Source organism: Acinetobacter sp. GRABPA_MV_2 (assembly GCF_056725885.1).
Window position 1 is genome coordinate 19321 of sequence record NZ_JBWZNA010000012.1, and the last position, 17376, is coordinate 36696.

Below are 17376 nucleotides of genomic sequence, written 5' to 3' on the forward strand. Positions count from 1 at the left end.
CTTTAATAACCTACGTAACAACCAGACCTCACGCAAAACAACAAAGGAATAAAAGAGAAGAAACTATTCTGCGCTTATTACCCAAAGTCGCATTCAGTTTGTTTTGGAGAGTGATTTTGGCCATTCGTAAATCTTGTTCATTTATTTTGGACTTTTGAAGAATGGATACATAGCTACAGATAATTGAAAAAAAACTATAGCACACCTCATGACTGCTCCAGACTGTTATAGTTTTATAAAAAATTTCTGTATCTACATATACAAAAAGATTAAGTGCATGATTAAGGAAACTTCTTAAGGTAGGTAGTTTTCATGAGACGATCTATTGCATATCGCCAGATATTTCATCAATGTTTCAATGCAACATGCATTTTTACAAATGCAACATCAAGCATAAACTTTGTTAACAGATTGAGAACAATCAATCAGTCTATTCTCTTGGAATATCAAGCAATTATATTGCTTAACCCTGTTGGCATTTTACTTGCTAAGAACATTTATCACAGAAGTAAGTTTAATCGCCAAAATACTTTGTTGCCTGAAAATAAGTATTTAACTCATTTAACCATCATCAGCTAGTTCACAGGGGGAAAGTTTATGAGCCTCGGTCTAACCGCTCTAGAATTAGCGCGAATACAATTTGCTTTTACAGTATCCTTCCATATTATTTTTCCGGCCACTTCCATCGGTCTTGCCTGCTTTTTAGCAGTGTTAGAGTGGAAATGGTTAAGAACCCAAGACCCGATTTATAAAGATCTATTTAAATACTGGATTAAGATCTTTGCCGTTGCCTTTGGTATGGGTGTGGTCTCGGGCGTAGTCATGAGTTACCAGTTCGGTACGAACTGGAGTGAATTTTCACGTGTCGCCGGAAGTATTACTGGTCCTTTACTTACCTATGAAGTCTTGAGTGCCTTCTTCTTAGAAGCAGGTTTCTTAGGCATTATGCTGTTTGGTTGGGGACGTGTTGGTCCTCGAGCCCATTTCTTTGCAACACTTATGGTTGCCATCGGAACATGTATTTCCATGTTCTGGATTTTATCTTCGAATAGCTGGATGCAGACTCCTCAAGGCTTTGCTATCGAAAATGACATTATTGTGCCAAAAGACTGGTTTGCAATTGTCTTTAACCCATCCTTCCCTTACCGCTTTGCCCACATGGGTGCAGCAGCTTTCTTAGTTTCATCATTATTGGTCGTCGGAACATCTGCATGGCATTTAGTAAAAGGCCGTCGCGATGAGTTGGTGAAAAAATCGTTCTCGATGGGTCTCTGGATGGTACTTGTGACTTCATGTTTACAAGTGGTAATTGGCGATAACCACGGTTTAAACACCCGTGAACATCAACCTGCCAAACTTGCAGCAATGGAAGGACACTGGGAAACCAATCACAATGAGCCAATGCCATTATTGCTATTTGCAATTCCCGATATGAAAGAAGAACGTAACCACTTCGAAGTGGGTGTTCCTTATTTGGGTAGTTTAATTTTAACGCATAGCTTAGATGGCCAAGTGACAGGCTTAAAAGATTTCGCACCTGAAGACCGTCCAAATTCAACCATCGTTTTCTGGAGCTTCCGTGTGATGGTGGGTCTTGGTGTACTCATGGTCACTCTGTCTTTAATTGCGCTTTGGTTACGTAAGCGTGGAAAACTCTATGAAACTTCGTGGTTCCATAAATTTGCATTGGTGATGGGACCATCTGGTTATGTCGCTATGCTTGCAGGTTGGGTAACTACCGAAGTAGGCCGTCAACCGTGGGTTGTATACGGCATTATGCGCACAAAAGACGGGCTTTCACATACCGTTTCCGCAGATCAAGTTGGACTTAGTCTCATTATTTTTGTGGTGGTCTATACCATCGTTTTTGGTAGCGGTATCTACTACACCTTAAAACTGATTAATAAAGGCCCTGTATTTATCGATACACCAAATGTTGAAACTGGTGGCGTTGGACACTTTAAAACACCAATGCGTCCACTCAGTGCGGTCGATGAAAACATTGACGATAATCAAAAATCTGGGGAGAAACATCATGATTGATCTTTCTTTAATATGGGTCGGTATTATTGGTTTAGGTGTTTTAATTTACGTGGTCATGGACGGTTTTGACTTAGGAATCGGAATTATGTTCCCTTTCATTAAGAACAGCCAAGAACGTGATGTCATGATGAATACCGTCGCTCCTGTTTGGGATGGTAACGAAACTTGGATGGTTCTCGGTGGTGCTGGTCTATACGCAGCATTCCCACTGGTCTATTCAACAGTTTTATCCGCACTATATTTACCGATCATTTTTATGGTGATCGCCCTGATTTTCCGTGGCGTGGCGTTTGAATTCCGCTTTAAAGCTCATCGCACCAAACACCTTTGGGACTTAGCTTTTATTTGGGGTTCAGTTTTAACGAGCTTCCTTCAAGGGATTATTTTAGGTGCCTATATCCAAGGGATTAAAACCGAAAATGGTATTTATGCTGGTGGTCCATTTGACTGGTTATCTCCATTTACGATCTTTACAGGTATTGGTGTAGTTGCGATGTATGCAACTTTGGGCTGTGGCTGGCTTATCTTAAAAACTGAAAAAGGTTTGCAGCAACGTATGTATGAGCTTATGCCAAAGCTAATTATTGCACTGCTCATTATTTTTGGTGGCGTGAGTTTATATACGCCGTTGACTCATCCTGAAATTGCAGATCGCTGGTTCTCGTTACCAAATCTGTTCTATTTTAGTCCTGTACCGATTTTGGTCTTGTTATTTGTTGGCCTGATTTTATCGGCATGTAAAAAGCAAGATCACGACCTTAAACCATTTGCATATACATTGGCCCTCGTTTTCCTTGCATTTACTGGTTTTGTAATTAGTTTATGGCCTTATATTATTCCGCCATCAGTCACCATCTGGCAGGCTGCAGCACCTCATTCAAGCCAAATGTTTGCTCTGGTTGGCGCACTTATCTTGATTCCAATCATTATTGCTTACACCATTGTCTCTTACTGGGTATTTAGAGACAAAGTCCGTGTAGGTGATGAAGGCTATCATTAAGTATGGAGGGTTTTATGAAAAAGTCATCCGTTAAACTCAATCAAACCCAATGGTTTATTTTGCTATGGCTCGGTGGTTTTTTAGCCTTAGCTGTGATTGCGGGATTGTTTAAAGTTATCTTGATTTATGCAGCCCCTTACTTAAAGTAAATCTATTGTTCTAAACAAATGCCGTTTGTAGATTCTGCAAACGGCATTTATTATTGATTAAGTGCTTCTTTCATTTTGTTATTTCGTGCAGCTCATACATGTATAAATCAGAACAACTCGCTCATAGCATTCGCCAACTCATTGAGAGCGGCACTTTAAATGCACATGAAAAATTACCGTCATTGAGAGATCAGGTACAACGTTCTGGTTTTAGTTTAATGACCGTCATGAATGCTTATCAGGAGCTTGAATCACAAGGTCTGATCTATTCAAAAGAAAAATCTGGCTACTTTGTTGCCGAGCAAATTGCACTAAAGCCACTCGAACAATATTCAATTGTTTCACTAAACTCTAAAATTGAAATTAATTCCTTAGTTTTTAAATATCTTAAGTCAATTCAACATGAGTCTGTCGTACCTTTTGGCTCAGCTTTTCCAGACAGTCAGCTTTTAACAGCACCTAAACTTATTCAAATTATGGGGCAACTTGCGCGCAAAAGACAAAGCTATGACCAGACCACAAGCTTGCCTCCTGGTAATTTAGCGTTAAGAAAACTGATTGCTCAGCGTTACTGTATGCAAGGTATACAGACCGATCGAGATGACATTGTCATTACATCTGGAGGTTTAGATGCACTAAACCTTTCGCTACAAGCGGTTGCTCAACCCGGCGATTATATTTTATTACAGCAAACCGTGTTTTATGGGGCATGGCAAGCCGCTGAGCGTTTAGGACTTAAAGTGATTACCATTCCTGAACATCCTCAACATGGTTTTGACCTAGAGGCTTTCGAACAGGTTATTCAAACATATCCAATCAGGGTGTGTTGGCTGATGCTGAATGCCCATAACCCGATTGGCTTTACAGTCAGTGATGACATTAAATATAAAATTGCCAAATTGCTTCACGAACACCAAATTTATTTGATTGAAGATGATGTGTATGAAGAGCTTTATTATGGTGGTCAAAAACCACTTTCAATGAAGTATTTTGATCAACAAAATCTGGTACTGCACTGTTCGTCTTTTTCTAAAACATTAGGTGCAGGTTTTCGGGTCGGTTGGGTCTATGCGGGTAAATTTTCAGACCATATTCAACACTTACAGCTCATGAGTACTATTTCAGTGAATGCACTCATTCAAAATGCATTGGTTGAGTTTTTGTCTCATCATCATTATGAAAAGCACTTGCGTACCCTTAGACTTTCCCTCGAGCGTTATAAAAAGCAGTTTTATCATTATTTGAAGCAACATTTACCTAACTCTTGTGAAGTGTATTACTACCCAAGTGGTTATTTTCTATGGGTCAAACTACCCAGTACCCTAGACAGTATGCAAGTTTATGAAGCGTTGATTCAGCAAGACATTGGCGTTGCACCAAGTCCTCTGTTTAGTGTTTTACCCGCACAGCAGCATTATTTGAGAATTAACTGTTCTTTTGAATGGAACACTAAAATTCAAAGCGCATTAGATCAGGTTATCAAAACCATTCAACAAAGAGTTGAAGCAAGTCTCTAAAGAAATACTTCGACCTAAGCACAATTTTATAGACTTTATTTTGTGGTAACTTTATAGCTCAAATCTATTGGTTTTAGGGAAGCAGGTTCAAAGGATTAATATGGAAATTGATGAAGAACTCACCCTTAAAAAAATACAGATTTTTTTAGCTTTTATGCGCTGTGGGAATTTGTCTAAAACAGCCACAGAAATGCAGTTGAGCAATGTCAGTGTTCATAAAGCCTTACATTCTTTAGAAAGTGCTTTACGTTGCCCTCTTTTTAAAAATGAAGGCCGTAACCTCATTCCTTTAAAAAGTGCTTATGTCTTTGAAGAACGGGCACAGAAAATCGTACAAGACATTTTTATTACCGTAAATAAAACCAGAGAAGCAGCAGGTTTTGCAGCCAAGGTTTTACATCTAGGTTCTCTTTATTCTTTGACTGTAAATACAATTCCAAATGTGATTAGCGGTCTTAAGCTCCGACGTAGTGAGCTTGATATTCAACTATTGCTGAGTTCAAATCAGGATTTGGTGAAAAAGCTGAAAGCCACGGAGCTTGATGCCATTATCGTGGCTTTAAATGAAACCACTCAAGATGATGACTTTGAAATTTTGCCAATGTTTTCAGATGACATTTTTTTGGCCGTTAATAAAGATTCAAAATATGCCGATTTTAAAGACATTGATTTAAGCCTTTTAAAAGAAGAAACTTTTTTAACTTTAACTAAGGGTTTTGCCACTCATAACGACAGCGACATCATTTTTAAAAAAGCTGGTTTTTCACCTAAAGTTGCTTTACAGGTCAATGATATTTTTACCCTCATTAGTATGGTCAGCTCAGGTGTCGGTTTCGCACTATTACCCGGTCGTATTTCTGCAGTTTATGAAAGTTCAGTAAAACTTATTCCACTAAAACAGCAATATCATATGCAACAAGAAATTGGTTTGGTCTTTCTAAAAAGTAAAGAACGCGACCCAAACTTACTTGCTCTGATTGCTGAATGTCGTATGTTTGCGACTAATTTCAAAAGATAAATATCGGCAACTTATTAAAGAATAATGAGTTGCCGTTGTGCGATTTTCAAAAATTTATCCAAAAATTGCATTAACCGTTAGGAAAAAGACAGAAGGGCCAAGTAAACAGCCAAGTCCTGTGTAGAAGGTTGCAACCAACGCGCCATAAGGTACAAGTCGTACATCAGTGCCAGCTAGGCCTGCTGCTGTGCCACTGGTTGTTCCAGCCAAACCACCAAAGACCATTGCAGAGCGCGGACTTTTTAAATACATAAATTTCGCAAGCAATGGCGTCCCTACCATAAAGAAAACTGACTTGATTAAACCAATTGCAATAGAAAGAGCGATTACATCAGAGCTCGCGCCAATTGCGGTTCCTGTAATCGGACCTACAATATAAGTCATTGCGCCTGCACCGATCGTTGTCATCGAAATTGGATCTCGATACCCCATGCTCCATGCGACCAGAACCCCAATTGCAAAAGGCACAACACAACCAAGCATTAATGCAATTAGACCAATTTTGCCTGCTTTCTTCACTTCTTTCACATCAACTTCAAATGCAGTTGAAGCAATAGCTAAATCACGAATCATGGCTCCGCCCAACAGCGCAAAACCAGAAAAAATAGCGATGTCAGAAACGCCTTTGGTTCCTTGCGTATAAACCCCTGCAAAGTAAGCAACAACCAAACCTAAAGTAATCGCGATTGCAGAGCTTTGTAGTTTTCCCTTCGTCAAATATTTTGAGAGTAAATGGGAAACAAACATCATTAAACCCGTTACGGCAAGAGCAGTGACTAATGCATTTTTTGATAACACAGCAATTATAGCGTCCATCATTTAAATCCTTTTTGATTGAACTTTTTGTAGTTTATGTTGCTTAGGCTATTTTTTCCTTAGATTCTATTGTCCATTCATAGGTTTCATAGTCACCACTAATTCTATTTAAATAACGGATGACTAAAACCGTGCCAATTAACGATGCAATAGAGACAATCAGCCCTAACATGCCACCCGATAAAGCTGCAACGACATTTTGACCTGCCGACATCGCAACAACGATCGGAATATACATACCTGACCAATACAAGACGCCAAATTGTGTGACTTGAGGTAAATAACCTTTTTTTGCCAATAGTTCTTTAGATAAGATCAACAGAATCATTGAAATAGCAACGCCACCGACATTCGCTTTAACACCTAATACCATGCCTAAGGTGTTGCCAAGATAGTCGCCTAATAAATGGCAGATCGCTAATATTGCTGTTCCATATATAATCATTGTAAATCCCTCATATCCTTGGGTTATTACTGAATTTTTAATTTATATTGTAATTACAAAGAAGCGTTATTTTCATTTTGCATTGCTAATTGAATGCTGTCTAAACGTGTTCCCTGAAATGACAATACAGTTCCTTCTTTAAATATTCGACGTGCAAGTGTAGTAAGCACCGTTCCCGGTAAAGCTTCAATCTGCAACCTCACACCTCGCTCCCATGCAGCTTGGATGGTACTTTCCCAATCTACAGTTCGGCTCATATTAAAAGCCAAGTCATCACCAATCTGTTCTGGCCTGCTAAGCGTACGAGCCGTTGTACCACTTAAATAACGTATTTTAGGCTGCTTTAAAGTCACTCCCTCCATAGACGCTGCAAGTTGCTTTGCTTGCTGACTTAATAATTCACAGTGCGATGGCACCGATACATCTAATTTTTTTGCCACGACTCCTTGTTGCTTTGCCAAAAAAGCAACTTGGTTCATGGTTTCAAAATTTCCTGAAATAACAATTTGATTATGTGCATTAATATTTGCGACAAACACCTCTGGCGTTATTTCATAAATCTGTTTGACCCATGTTTCAACAGCTGCACGGTCTGTACCAATCAGAGCTGTCATGCCATATCCAGTGGGGTAAGCGTTTTGCATGAGTTCACCTCGATAGGCAACTAAACGAACGGCATCCTCAAAGGCTAAAACTCCTGCTACAACCGCAGCCGACCATGCACCAATTGATAAACCTGCTACATAATCTGGTGTTAAGTTTTCCGCTGTTAATAAGGCTGAACTCATCACACCTGAAACCAGCAAACAAAGCTGTACTGCACGTGTCGACTGCAATGCAGCCGGACTATCTAGCATCAAGACATCTTCTTTGAGTGCATCCGATGCACGCTCAAGGTATTCTTTAACTAGAGCGGTTTGAGGTAAGTCGTGCAACATATTGCTTCGTTGCACACCTTGCCCCGGATATACCCAAATTGAAGCCATGATATCTATTCCCTAATTCCATGGGTTTTCTAATAAAACAGCACCATCAGGACGTTTCAATAGAACTTTTCCACTGTTCCCAGCCCATTCTTTTAATGCCAAACCACCTTGTGGTAGTTGCAGTTGTATATCCACATTAAGCGCTGCTTGCTGAAAATTTTCGAGTAATTCAATTGCCAGCTTTTTGGCAAAAGGTTGTTCAGCTCGAATCAATAAATCTATGTCACTTTGTTGGGTTACTGTTTTAATGCCAGTTGCTAGCTCAAACCCGAAACTTCCTGTATATCCCCAACATCCTGAAAAATTTTTCATAATGCTAGAAATGCTCTGTAAACGTTCTGCCAAGTGTTTAAAGTGACTTGGATTAACTTCAGCCAATGCTTCGGGTTTAAGCTGTCTGCTAATTAAAGATCTTGGTATTTGCGCTGCATATCGTTGATAGCGAAATTGTCCTCTTATACCCACAGCCACCTGATCTTCAGGAGTAGTTTCCCGTCGAACCACAACAGGATCACCTCGTTGCAACACCTCTTTCACCCAATGCGGAGCATCAGCGGCTAAGCAATCGACCGTCATGCCCCACAGTAAATCATGGGCTTCGAGCTTAAGTTTCATGACCATTGCTCGCGCAATAACTCACGGACCTTTTTAGACATTTGACGGTTTTGGCCATGCAGTCTTTGTTCCAATCCCCTAGATTGATCGGCATTAATTTCTTTAAACGCTTGTGCAATTGCCTGTTTTGCTAATGAAAGATCATCAATTGTCGGTTGTTCAGGGTTTTCGACAGATAACAGTTCAGATAACAGACCAAGCGTGGCATAACTTTCAATGTCATAGGCCATTGGAGGAATGCTTGAGGCCAATTGCTCTAACTCATCAACCGAGCGCAAGGTAACGCGTGCGGCAGATTCTTTACCCATTGCATGCACCATAACACCTGAGTCTTTTAAAGCAATAATACGATTGGCTTGATATCCATGCGCCAAGAAAGCACCCGACATCGACTTACCAACCAACAAGCTAATAATAGGATGGCCTGCTAATCTGGCTCTAGCATAGCTATCTACTGCACCCGCTAAAGCTTGATGAATGCCTAATAATTCTTCACGTCGTCCATAGGCCTGACTTGGAACATCAACCAGACATAAAATACCGCGTTTAGTTTCAGCCTGTGCATCGACTTGGATCACATCATCGACTGCTTTTGCCAAACTCCAGCCTTCTAATAATCCAACTTCTCCTTGTTTTGCCCGCGGGAACAGATTATTACTGTCTTGCACAACTGCAATCACACGCACCGCTTGCTGCTCAAGCTGACCATCAGCCACCCAAATCGAAGCTGGAAAACCTTCAACTGTCTTAAAGCCTTGCGTTAGTGCTTTAAACCAATGTGCACCACGAGTAGATGCTTTTAATGTATCAACGGCGATATTCATGCTTGCTCTCCTTGATACAAAGCTTGAACTTGTGCTGGGGTAATCTGCTCAGCAGTATCAACTTGTTGCAGCTTTTCTAAATAGAATGTGTAATTTGAACTACGATGCTGATGAGGTACGCCTTGAGTTAAATAATCGATAACTTGCTGGCGAATTTTCTGACGATCATCGTCTACAAAAGCATCTGCCAAACCACTAGTGAAGCGCTGATTACCACCCGTAATACTCCATATAAATGGACGATCTTTGGCGTTATATTCTTGTACACCAGCTTCTTGTTCTATCACTTGTGGGCCATTTAGACCTAAACGTCCTTCTTGTGTCATTACAATATAGCTACATAAACCAGCCGCAATTGACATACCGCCGAAGCACCCTACACTGCCTGCAACCACTGCAATCACGGGTTGATACTGGCGTAAGTTCACAATTGCAGCCTGAATTTCAGCAATGGCTGCCAAACCCAGATTTGCTTCTTGTAAGCGAACGCCACCAGTTTCTAGTAATAAGATTGCAGCCGTTGGAATACCTTTCAGATTGTCTTCAACTGCAAGTTCTAAGGCACCCGCAATTTTAGCTCCGCCTACCTCGCCTAAACTTCCGCCTTGAAATAAGCCTTCAATAGAAATTAGAACCACTGGATCTTCTTGAATAGATCCTTTTGCAACCACTACACCATCATCGGCTTGCGGGACAATATTTTGCTGAACCAACCAAGGCGACATAACACGGGCAAATGGGTCGAGTAACTCTCGAAAAGTCCCCTCATCTAACAATGCTTTGGCACGTTCTCTTGCGCTGAGTTCAATAAAATCTTGTTTATTTAACAAACTCTGAATATCAGTCATGAGCAATTTCCTCCAATGCTTGTTCTAGACGTAAGCGAACGACACCGGGAGTTGCACCAAAGTCATGAATATCAATATTGACCGCTGGCGGTATTTGCGCAGTAAAAATCCGTTCAAAAAGATTGTGCCAACGCGCCGCACTGCCGTCTACCGAAGTCACCACTTGAATAGAAGCTTTGCCTGTTTCACCGGGTTCCATCAAAATTTCTAAATCGCCCGAGCCAACACATCCTACTAATGCTTTTTTTACAGGTGGCTTTGTGGCCACAAATTCAAAATGAAGTGTTTCCATCATCAAAATCCCTCTTTATTTTTTCCAGATGACTGTTCAGCACGATCTATAAACAAGGTTGCTGCCAACAAATCTGCGGCACCACCAGCTGAAGCTTTCATCCGAAGCAGATCAATCTCTAAAAGATGCAAAGCACGTCGACCTTCCAAGCTTGAGCTACCGCCCAAATCAAGTACTTGCTGAGCACCTTGTTGCATACGCTTTAAACCCGATTTTCCCGAGCGATAAAGCACACAGGTATCGGTCAGGTCAGTCATCATGGCAAGTAAGGCATCTAAACGCGCGAACTCTTCCTTCATGGGTTTACTACGGCTTTGATAAAGTTGCTTTAAACCAAAATTCACAATAGTTGGGAAGCCTTGTTGAGCCTGTTCTTTGGCACCTAAGATGCCTAATTTTTTCTGTACTTGCTGACCATGACTTAAGGCCTGCTCTGGAATAAAACGATCTTCAAGCTGAGCAATCTGGCCTGCTAACTGGCATAGCCCAACAGCCGATAAGTACTGTTGATTCGTGCGTGCCAATGCTGCTGCAGTAACCATTAAACCCAAGGCCCAAATTGCACCGCGGTGTGTGTTGACGCCATCTGTCGCCAACATCATGGTGTTTTCACCTTGGCGACCAATTTCACCAATGTCTTCGCGTAAGGCCAAACAAACCTCACCATGATGTATGGCTGCTTGAGCCATTTCTTCAAACATAGGCCCTAAACTTTTCGCAGAGCGCTCCATTAATTCCAAAGTCAGGTCATCGTGTGCACCACTGCCACGGCGATCTACCAAGGCTGGTTTAGGCGTCAAATTCACTTCATCAATTAACGCTTCGACCGCTAAACTTGCCAAAAGCTGACTATCGCTGAGCGTTTGATATTGAACTTGTGCCATCATTACCAACTCCTGAATTTTGCAGGGGGTTGATATAAACCATCTGACCATGTCACCAAGTCGGCAATATTTTTTGCAGCTAAAAGCTCACGTGTTGCATCGGTGCGGCGAATACCTAAATCTTCAGGGAATACCACCAAGCCTTCGCTTCTTAAACGTGCTGTTGTTTTAGGGTCCTGAGTTAAACCAATACTGGTTACGCCTGCCACCGCAGCAATCATGGCTTGACGTTCTTCTTGGCTGCTTGCTTTATATAGATAAGCAATGCCTTCTTCAGTCAGTAGATGAGTGACATCATCGCCATAAATCATGATTGGTGCTAAAGGTAAACCAGCCGTTTTAGCAACATCAATCGCATCAAGGCGATCTACAAAAGTTGGCTTGCCACCCTCTTGGAAGGTTTCCACCATTTGCACCACCAGCTTTTTACCACGTGCCAAATAGGTTTCTGTTTCATTGGCACCTTGCAAGCGCATATCTAGCCATGCTGGCGTATCGTGACGACGGCCACGCGGATCATGCCCCATGTTTGGTGCACCACCGAAACCAGCCAAACGACCTTTGGTAACAGTCGAAGAATGCCCCATGCCATCAACTTGCAAAGTTGCACCAATAAATAGATCAACAGCGTATTGACCTGCAAGCTGACACATCATGCGGTTGGAACGTAAAGCGCCATCACGACCTGTAAAGAAAACGTCGGGACGAGCAGCAACATATTTTTCCATACCTAGTTCGGTACCAAAACAATGGACGCTTTCAACCCAACCTGTTTCAATCGCTGGAATTAAGGTTGGATGCGGATTCAGAGTCCAATTTCGGCAGATTTTTCCTTTTAAACCTAAAGACTCTCCATAGGTCGGTAAAATCAGTTCAATTGCCGCAGTGTTAAAACCAATACCATGGTTTAACGATTGCACATTATGCTTTTCATAAATTCCGCGAATTGCCATCATGGCCATAAGCACATGCACTGGCTTGATGTGTTTCGGGTCACGAGTAAATAACGGTTCGATATAAAATGGCTGATCTGCCACCACCACATAATCAACCCAAGAAGCAGGAATATCGACACGTGGTAAATCTGAAACGTCATCGACCAGTTCATTGACCTGAACAATCACAATACCGTCACTAAAAGCCGCCGGTTCAATAAGTGCTGGAGAATCTTCGGTGCTAGGGCCTGTATAGATATTGCCTTGGCGGTCCGCCATAAAACCCGCCGAGAGCACCACATTTGGAATGAGGTCGACCACCAAACGTGAATACAACTCGATATAGGTATGAATGGCACCAATCTCTAGTAAACCATCTTCAATTAACTGACTAATACGTAAACTTTGTGGGCCAGCAAAAGAAAAATCGAGCTTACGCGCAATCCCTTTTTCAAACAGATCAAGATGTTCCGAACGCCCGACACTTGGCATAATCATATGCAAATCGTGCAAAATATCTGGATTGGTTTGAGCCAAAGAGCGCGATAAGAAATCTGCTTGTTTTTGGTTATTCCCTTCGAGTACAACCTTGTCACCCGGTGTAATTAAGGTTTCTAAAACTTTAATAATGTCCTGAGTTGGAATGACCACACCATCGGTATATTGGTTTGCCATCTCTAGTTTTAGTTGTTTGGCATGACGCCGCTTTGTCCATAACCGTTCTTTATTCTGAACTGATCCTTCCATGTGCTTACCTATAGATCGCAGTTTTGTTCTGAATCTATAAAAACGCTTTATGGACTTTTGATCAATCAACCTAGATCAGCAGTTATTAACTTCAGGTTAATGATTATCACAGCTTCTCTCTTCTGGCTAAGCCAAAAAAGAGAAAAACAGCTTGCTTAAAATTCCTTTTAACGTGGTTTATTCAACATCCATTCCAGATTTTGGCGAACCGCAGGCCACTCATGTTTTAAAATGCTATAAACATGGGTATCCCTCAAAATATCGTCTTTCACAATTTGATGGCTTCTCAGCACGCCATCGAGCTTTGCACCCAAACGTACGATCGCGGCTTGACTTTGAACATTTAAAGAAGATGTGCGTAACTCAACAGCAATACAGTTTAAAGTCTCAAATGCATGAGCCAACAATAGCTTTTTAGACTCAGTATTTACAGGTGTACGCTGTGCAGACTTTCGGTACCACGTCGAACCAATTTCTACACGGCGATGTGCTTCTTCAATATGCATTAAAGTTGTCATACCCAACGCCCGACCTGTTTTTCGATCTTCAATATAAAATGGCAACATAGAACTAGAACTTTGTAAACCGAGACGTCTTTCAATTTCAGCAGCCATTTGTTCAGGTCTTGGCACACGGGTATACCAAAGATTATAGAGTTCCCCATCACAAACAGCCTCTGCCAGTGATTCAGCTTGAGTTAAGTCTAAGGGCTTTAAAATAACGTGCTCACCTACCAACTCAACAGGTGTAGTAAAAGACATCTTTGTCTCCTCAATTGATATTAAAGTTTTATATTTTCAAAATTATTTATTTAACTCAGCCACACTATACATAGCGTCCGCTATAGTTTGATGACCAGATTTTGATAGGCCATCTGCCGCGCCTAAAATGTCTCGGCGTTCTTTGTTTTGCCCAAGTTTTGATTTTCCTTGCAGCTTGGTAATTTCAATTTCTATTCCCACAATCGCCTTTAACATCGGTTCAAGATAGTCTTTTGGTGCATCAGACATTTTCCATGGTTCAGGTTGAGATGCCTCATGAGTACGGGTTAAACGAGCCACCACGCCACGGACAAATCGCTCATCATCTCGAATCGTCACTTTGCCATATGCATGCACAACCCTATAATTCCATGTCGGTACTTGTCTGTGCTGTTCATGTTTGGATGGGTACCAGTTTGGTGAAATATAAGCATCGCCTGCTTGGAACACGACCAACACCTCATCTCCATTTTTAATGTCCTGCCAGACAGGATTAACTCTAGACACATGCGCATGTAGCACACCCAAGTTCTCTTCATTTACCAGCAATTCAAATGGAAGATGATTTGCATCTAAGCCATTACTTCCATGAGTAAAAAGCACACCAAATGGATATTCGGTAATAAGAGAATGTAATACATCCAAACGGTTTTCTGCATAATCATCGGGGATATACATGGCTCAAAACCTCACTGTAAATATCAGGGTTATTTATATTTTGTGTTGTAAATTTTCTGGTTTCTGTGGTTTATTAAAAAGAACCACTTTGTATTTTTTTAAGTAGACCAGAATTATGGCCAGAATGGCAAAAGTTGTTGAACTTCCGTCTATTGCAAAGATTGATAAAAGCCAAGGAAAGATAAGTGCTCAACTGACTCAAGCTTTACGCGAAGCTGTACAAAGTGGTGATTTACAACCCGGCGATCCGTTGCCTTCTTCACGCGAACTGGCTCAAACACTTGGGGTCGCACGAGGAACTATTATTGAAGCTTATGATCAGCTTTTAGCTGAAGGTGTGTTTGACTCTCAACCACGAACTGGCACTTATGTGTCTCATGCTTTGGTTAAAACATCTGTAATACAACATTCTTCAAAAGAAAATAAACCTAACTCGATCTCTTTGACCAAATCGGCACGTTCTTATGCCAAAGTGCTTGATGAATTTAAGCCACTTCCCCATGTTCCTTTTGCGGTATCTGTCCCCGTTGGACGTACTCAACCAAGTGATATTTGGCGTAAATTTGGTAATAAATATAGATCACGGGGAGCAGGTGTTCCTTCAGGATATGGTGAACCTCAAGGGGTATTATCACTAAGAATTGCTATAGCCGACTATGTACGACGGTCACGTTCTGTCCACTGCGAACCTGAACAAATTGTAATTACTCCCGGTATTCAGCAATCACTTTATATTTGCAGCCAGATTTTATTTGAAGCAAAAGATGAAGTTTGGATTGAAGATCCAGCTTATCGGGGGACAACGGCCATTTTTGAGCATACTGTACAAAACATTCGTATGGTACGTGTTCCTGTTGATGAAGAAGGCATTCAGGTTGAAACCGGAATTAGACTTTCGAAAAATGCACGTGCTGCTTTTGTGACACCGTCTCACCAATATCCACTTGGCATGCCGATGAGTCTTGCAAGACGTACAGCTTTATTATCTTGGGCAAAACAGCAAAATGCTTGGATCATTGAAGATGACTATGACAGTGAACTTCGCTATAACGGACAGCCCTTCCCATCTTTGCAAGGCATGGCACCCGACCAAGTCATTTATCTTGGCACTTTCAGTAAAGTCCTATTTCCATCACTTAGACTTGGTTATGCAGTATTGCCTAAAGAGTTGGTAGCATCTTTTTGTGGACTCAGAGTATTAATTGATCGACACCCACCTGCTGCCGACCAGCACGTTTTGGCAGCTTTTATTCAAGAGGGTTATTTGGAACGACATATTCGACGCACTCGAAATGTCTATGCAGAAGTCCGAGAATACATTATTGGCTTGATTGAAAAATACATACCTCAAGAACTGGCTTGGTTACAGCCGGGCGATCAAGGCATGCATATGGTGTTATGGCTTGCTCAGCATATTAATGATATTGACGTTGCAAGCTCGGCAGTCGATGCAGGCATTGCCATTAAAGCAATTTCACCGACATTTTCACAAGAACAACAACGTCCGGGTTTAATTGTTGGCTTAGGTGATTTTGAACCGGAGCTGATGAGACAAGCCATCAAAAAACTATCAAGAATTATTCAACAACATGACAAGCCGAATTAGAAAAAGCCTACAATAACAACCATAAATGAATCGCAAATGGCCCAATCAGTACCATTAAAATACCTGCAATGACCATGGTTAAACTGGCAATTACACCTTCTTCGCTATTGCGTTGCTGTGCTCTAACTGTACCAAAACCGTGGGCTGCATTTCCGAAGGCTGCCCCATTGGCCACATTAGAACGAATTTTAGTAATCGCTAAAATTGCATCACCACAAATCATACCGACCAAACCCGTAATGACAGTAAATAAAGAAACCAATGCTGCCGAACCGTGAATATCTTCCGCTAAAATCATGGCAAATGGTGTGGAAATAGAACGTGCCATCAAACTATTGGTCACTTCAGGGCTAAAGTGGAACCACTGCGCCATCTCATAGGCTGACATCACACCTACGCTCATGCCCACAATAATTGCAATCGAAAGGACGCCAAGGTTTTTACGAATCGTTTCCCGATAACGATAAATCGGTACAGCGAAAGCAACTGTTGCAGGCCCTAATAAATTAACAATCCACTGCGTATCTTCTGCATAAGTTTGATAGGAAATTCCAAAAATCGTCATCAAAATAATGGTGAGTACAGGTACACTAATCGCGGGTGATAACCAAAGTTTTGGATTTTTCTGATAGATTCGCTTTGCCACAACATAGGCTACCAAAGTCCAGATCAGACAAAGAATTGACCAGATATTCATGTCATTTTCTCTTAGATATGCTTATGTTGAAGACGTTTTCGAGCCTGTAAATAAGCCTTTAAACGATTGTAGTAGTGAATCGTCAGGCACGTACTGAGCATGACCGAAATAGTCCCAACCGCAATGCTCAACACAATTTGCCAGCCTTCGGTCATAAACAAGGTTTTATACTGAACTACAGCAACGACTACGGGTACGAAAAACAGTAACAGCTCACCTAAAACAACGGTTGCTCCCATTGCTACCTGTTCCATTTTGATAATTTTAAAGAATAGGCATAAAAGCAATAAAAACATACCTAAAATACCTGCTGAGACAGGTACGCCGAGTTTTTGATGTAACAGATATCCGAACCACCAAAATCCAGCTAATATCAAAATTTGTTTAAATAAAATTAAAAGTGAAGGTAGTGTGGGTGTGCCAGAAGCAGATTCAGTACTCATTTTGTGAAATTAAATGGTTAACTACACTATTATACTATCTTGGTTAAATCTGCTAAATATGAATTATTCATG

Annotated in this window: 19 protein-coding genes; 6 read left to right on the forward strand and 13 right to left on the reverse strand. The window is 41.2% G+C overall.

Annotated elements, in window-relative coordinates; all coding sequences use genetic code 11:
• Positions 1-597 precede the first annotated feature (597 nt).
• From ACXM0J_RS11620 to ACXM0J_RS11640, 5 genes are all read left to right on the forward strand, one after another.
• Positions 598-2043 (forward strand): cytochrome ubiquinol oxidase subunit I, encoded by a 1446-nt coding sequence (locus ACXM0J_RS11620; RefSeq protein WP_086266149.1) that lies wholly within the window; start codon positions 598-600, stop codon positions 2041-2043.
• Positions 2036-3043, forward strand: a complete 1008-nt coding sequence (gene cydB, locus ACXM0J_RS11625) for a cytochrome d ubiquinol oxidase subunit II (protein WP_032006713.1) — start codon at positions 2036-2038, stop codon at positions 3041-3043. The genes ACXM0J_RS11620 and cydB overlap by 8 nt, the downstream gene beginning before the upstream one ends.
• Before the next feature lie 14 nt (positions 3044-3057).
• Positions 3058-3192, forward strand: a complete 135-nt coding sequence (locus ACXM0J_RS11630) for a hypothetical protein (protein ID WP_000749813.1) — start codon at positions 3058-3060, stop codon at positions 3190-3192.
• A gap of 98 nt (positions 3193-3290) precedes the next feature.
• Positions 3291-4709, forward strand: coding sequence for an aminotransferase-like domain-containing protein (locus ACXM0J_RS11635; protein ID WP_086266150.1), 1419 nt, complete (start codon positions 3291-3293; stop codon positions 4707-4709).
• A 100-nt stretch (positions 4710-4809) separates the two neighbouring features.
• Complete coding sequence (locus tag ACXM0J_RS11640; RefSeq protein WP_019458888.1) at positions 4810-5727, forward strand: LysR family transcriptional regulator; 918 nt, start codon at positions 4810-4812, stop codon at positions 5725-5727.
• A 54-nt stretch (positions 5728-5781) separates the two neighbouring features.
• Here the strand turns inward: ACXM0J_RS11640 and madM are convergent, their stop codons facing one another.
• The 11 genes from madM to ACXM0J_RS11695 all read right to left on the reverse strand — a co-directional run bounded on the left by madM (position 5782) and on the right by ACXM0J_RS11695 (position 14558).
• Positions 5782-6543 (reverse strand): malonate transporter subunit MadM, encoded by a 762-nt coding sequence (madM, locus tag ACXM0J_RS11645; protein WP_000338775.1) that lies wholly within the window; start codon positions 6541-6543, stop codon positions 5782-5784.
• A 43-nt stretch (positions 6544-6586) separates the two neighbouring features.
• Entirely contained in the window at positions 6587-6988 is a 402-nt protein-coding gene (madL, locus tag ACXM0J_RS11650) for a malonate transporter subunit MadL (RefSeq protein ID WP_002114391.1), read from the reverse strand.
• Positions 6989-7041: 53 nt separating this feature from the next.
• Positions 7042-7974: a malonate decarboxylase subunit epsilon gene (gene mdcH / locus ACXM0J_RS11655; RefSeq protein ID WP_086266151.1), complete on the reverse strand. Its 933-nt coding sequence runs from the start codon at positions 7972-7974 to the stop codon at positions 7042-7044.
• A gap of 12 nt (positions 7975-7986) precedes the next feature.
• Positions 7987-8595: a malonate decarboxylase holo-ACP synthase gene (locus ACXM0J_RS11660; RefSeq protein ID WP_086266152.1), complete on the reverse strand. Its 609-nt coding sequence runs from the start codon at positions 8593-8595 to the stop codon at positions 7987-7989.
• Positions 8586-9413, reverse strand: coding sequence for a biotin-independent malonate decarboxylase subunit gamma (gene mdcE / locus ACXM0J_RS11665; RefSeq protein ID WP_086266153.1), 828 nt, complete (start codon positions 9411-9413; stop codon positions 8586-8588). Before mdcE ends, ACXM0J_RS11660 begins: the two co-directional genes overlap by 10 nt.
• Positions 9410-10261, reverse strand: coding sequence for a biotin-independent malonate decarboxylase subunit beta (locus ACXM0J_RS11670; RefSeq protein ID WP_086266154.1), 852 nt, complete (start codon positions 10259-10261; stop codon positions 9410-9412). The genes mdcE and ACXM0J_RS11670 overlap by 4 nt, the downstream gene beginning before the upstream one ends.
• Positions 10254-10553: a malonate decarboxylase subunit delta gene (locus ACXM0J_RS11675; protein WP_032011867.1), complete on the reverse strand. Its 300-nt coding sequence runs from the start codon at positions 10551-10553 to the stop codon at positions 10254-10256. Before ACXM0J_RS11675 ends, ACXM0J_RS11670 begins: the two co-directional genes overlap by 8 nt.
• Positions 10554-10555: 2 nt before the next feature.
• Positions 10556-11440, reverse strand: coding sequence for a triphosphoribosyl-dephospho-CoA synthase (locus ACXM0J_RS11680; RefSeq protein ID WP_086266155.1), 885 nt, complete (start codon positions 11438-11440; stop codon positions 10556-10558).
• Complete coding sequence (mdcA, locus tag ACXM0J_RS11685; RefSeq protein ID WP_000399241.1) at positions 11440-13119, reverse strand: malonate decarboxylase subunit alpha; 1680 nt, start codon at positions 13117-13119, stop codon at positions 11440-11442. The genes ACXM0J_RS11680 and mdcA overlap by 1 nt, the downstream gene beginning before the upstream one ends.
• A 167-nt stretch (positions 13120-13286) precedes the next feature.
• Positions 13287-13880: a GNAT family N-acetyltransferase gene (locus ACXM0J_RS11690; RefSeq protein ID WP_069036399.1), complete on the reverse strand. Its 594-nt coding sequence runs from the start codon at positions 13878-13880 to the stop codon at positions 13287-13289.
• 42 nt (positions 13881-13922) lie between these two features.
• Complete coding sequence (locus ACXM0J_RS11695) at positions 13923-14558, reverse strand: FMN-binding negative transcriptional regulator (RefSeq protein ID WP_086266156.1); 636 nt, start codon at positions 14556-14558, stop codon at positions 13923-13925.
• A gap of 115 nt (positions 14559-14673) precedes the next feature.
• On the opposite strand from ACXM0J_RS11695, the gene pdxR reads away from it, so the two are divergent.
• A complete protein-coding gene (pdxR, locus tag ACXM0J_RS11700) occupies positions 14674-16164 on the forward strand; it encodes a MocR-like pyridoxine biosynthesis transcription factor PdxR (protein WP_086266157.1) in 1491 nt (496 codons plus the stop codon).
• Between the two features lie 7 nt (positions 16165-16171).
• On the opposite strand, the gene ACXM0J_RS11705 is transcribed toward pdxR, so the two are convergent.
• Complete coding sequence (locus tag ACXM0J_RS11705) at positions 16172-16861, reverse strand: LrgB family protein (protein ID WP_004792992.1); 690 nt, start codon at positions 16859-16861, stop codon at positions 16172-16174.
• A gap of 11 nt (positions 16862-16872) precedes the next feature.
• Positions 16873-17304, reverse strand: a complete 432-nt coding sequence (locus ACXM0J_RS11710) for a CidA/LrgA family protein (protein ID WP_213034473.1) — start codon at positions 17302-17304, stop codon at positions 16873-16875.
• Positions 17305-17376 lie beyond the last annotated feature (72 nt).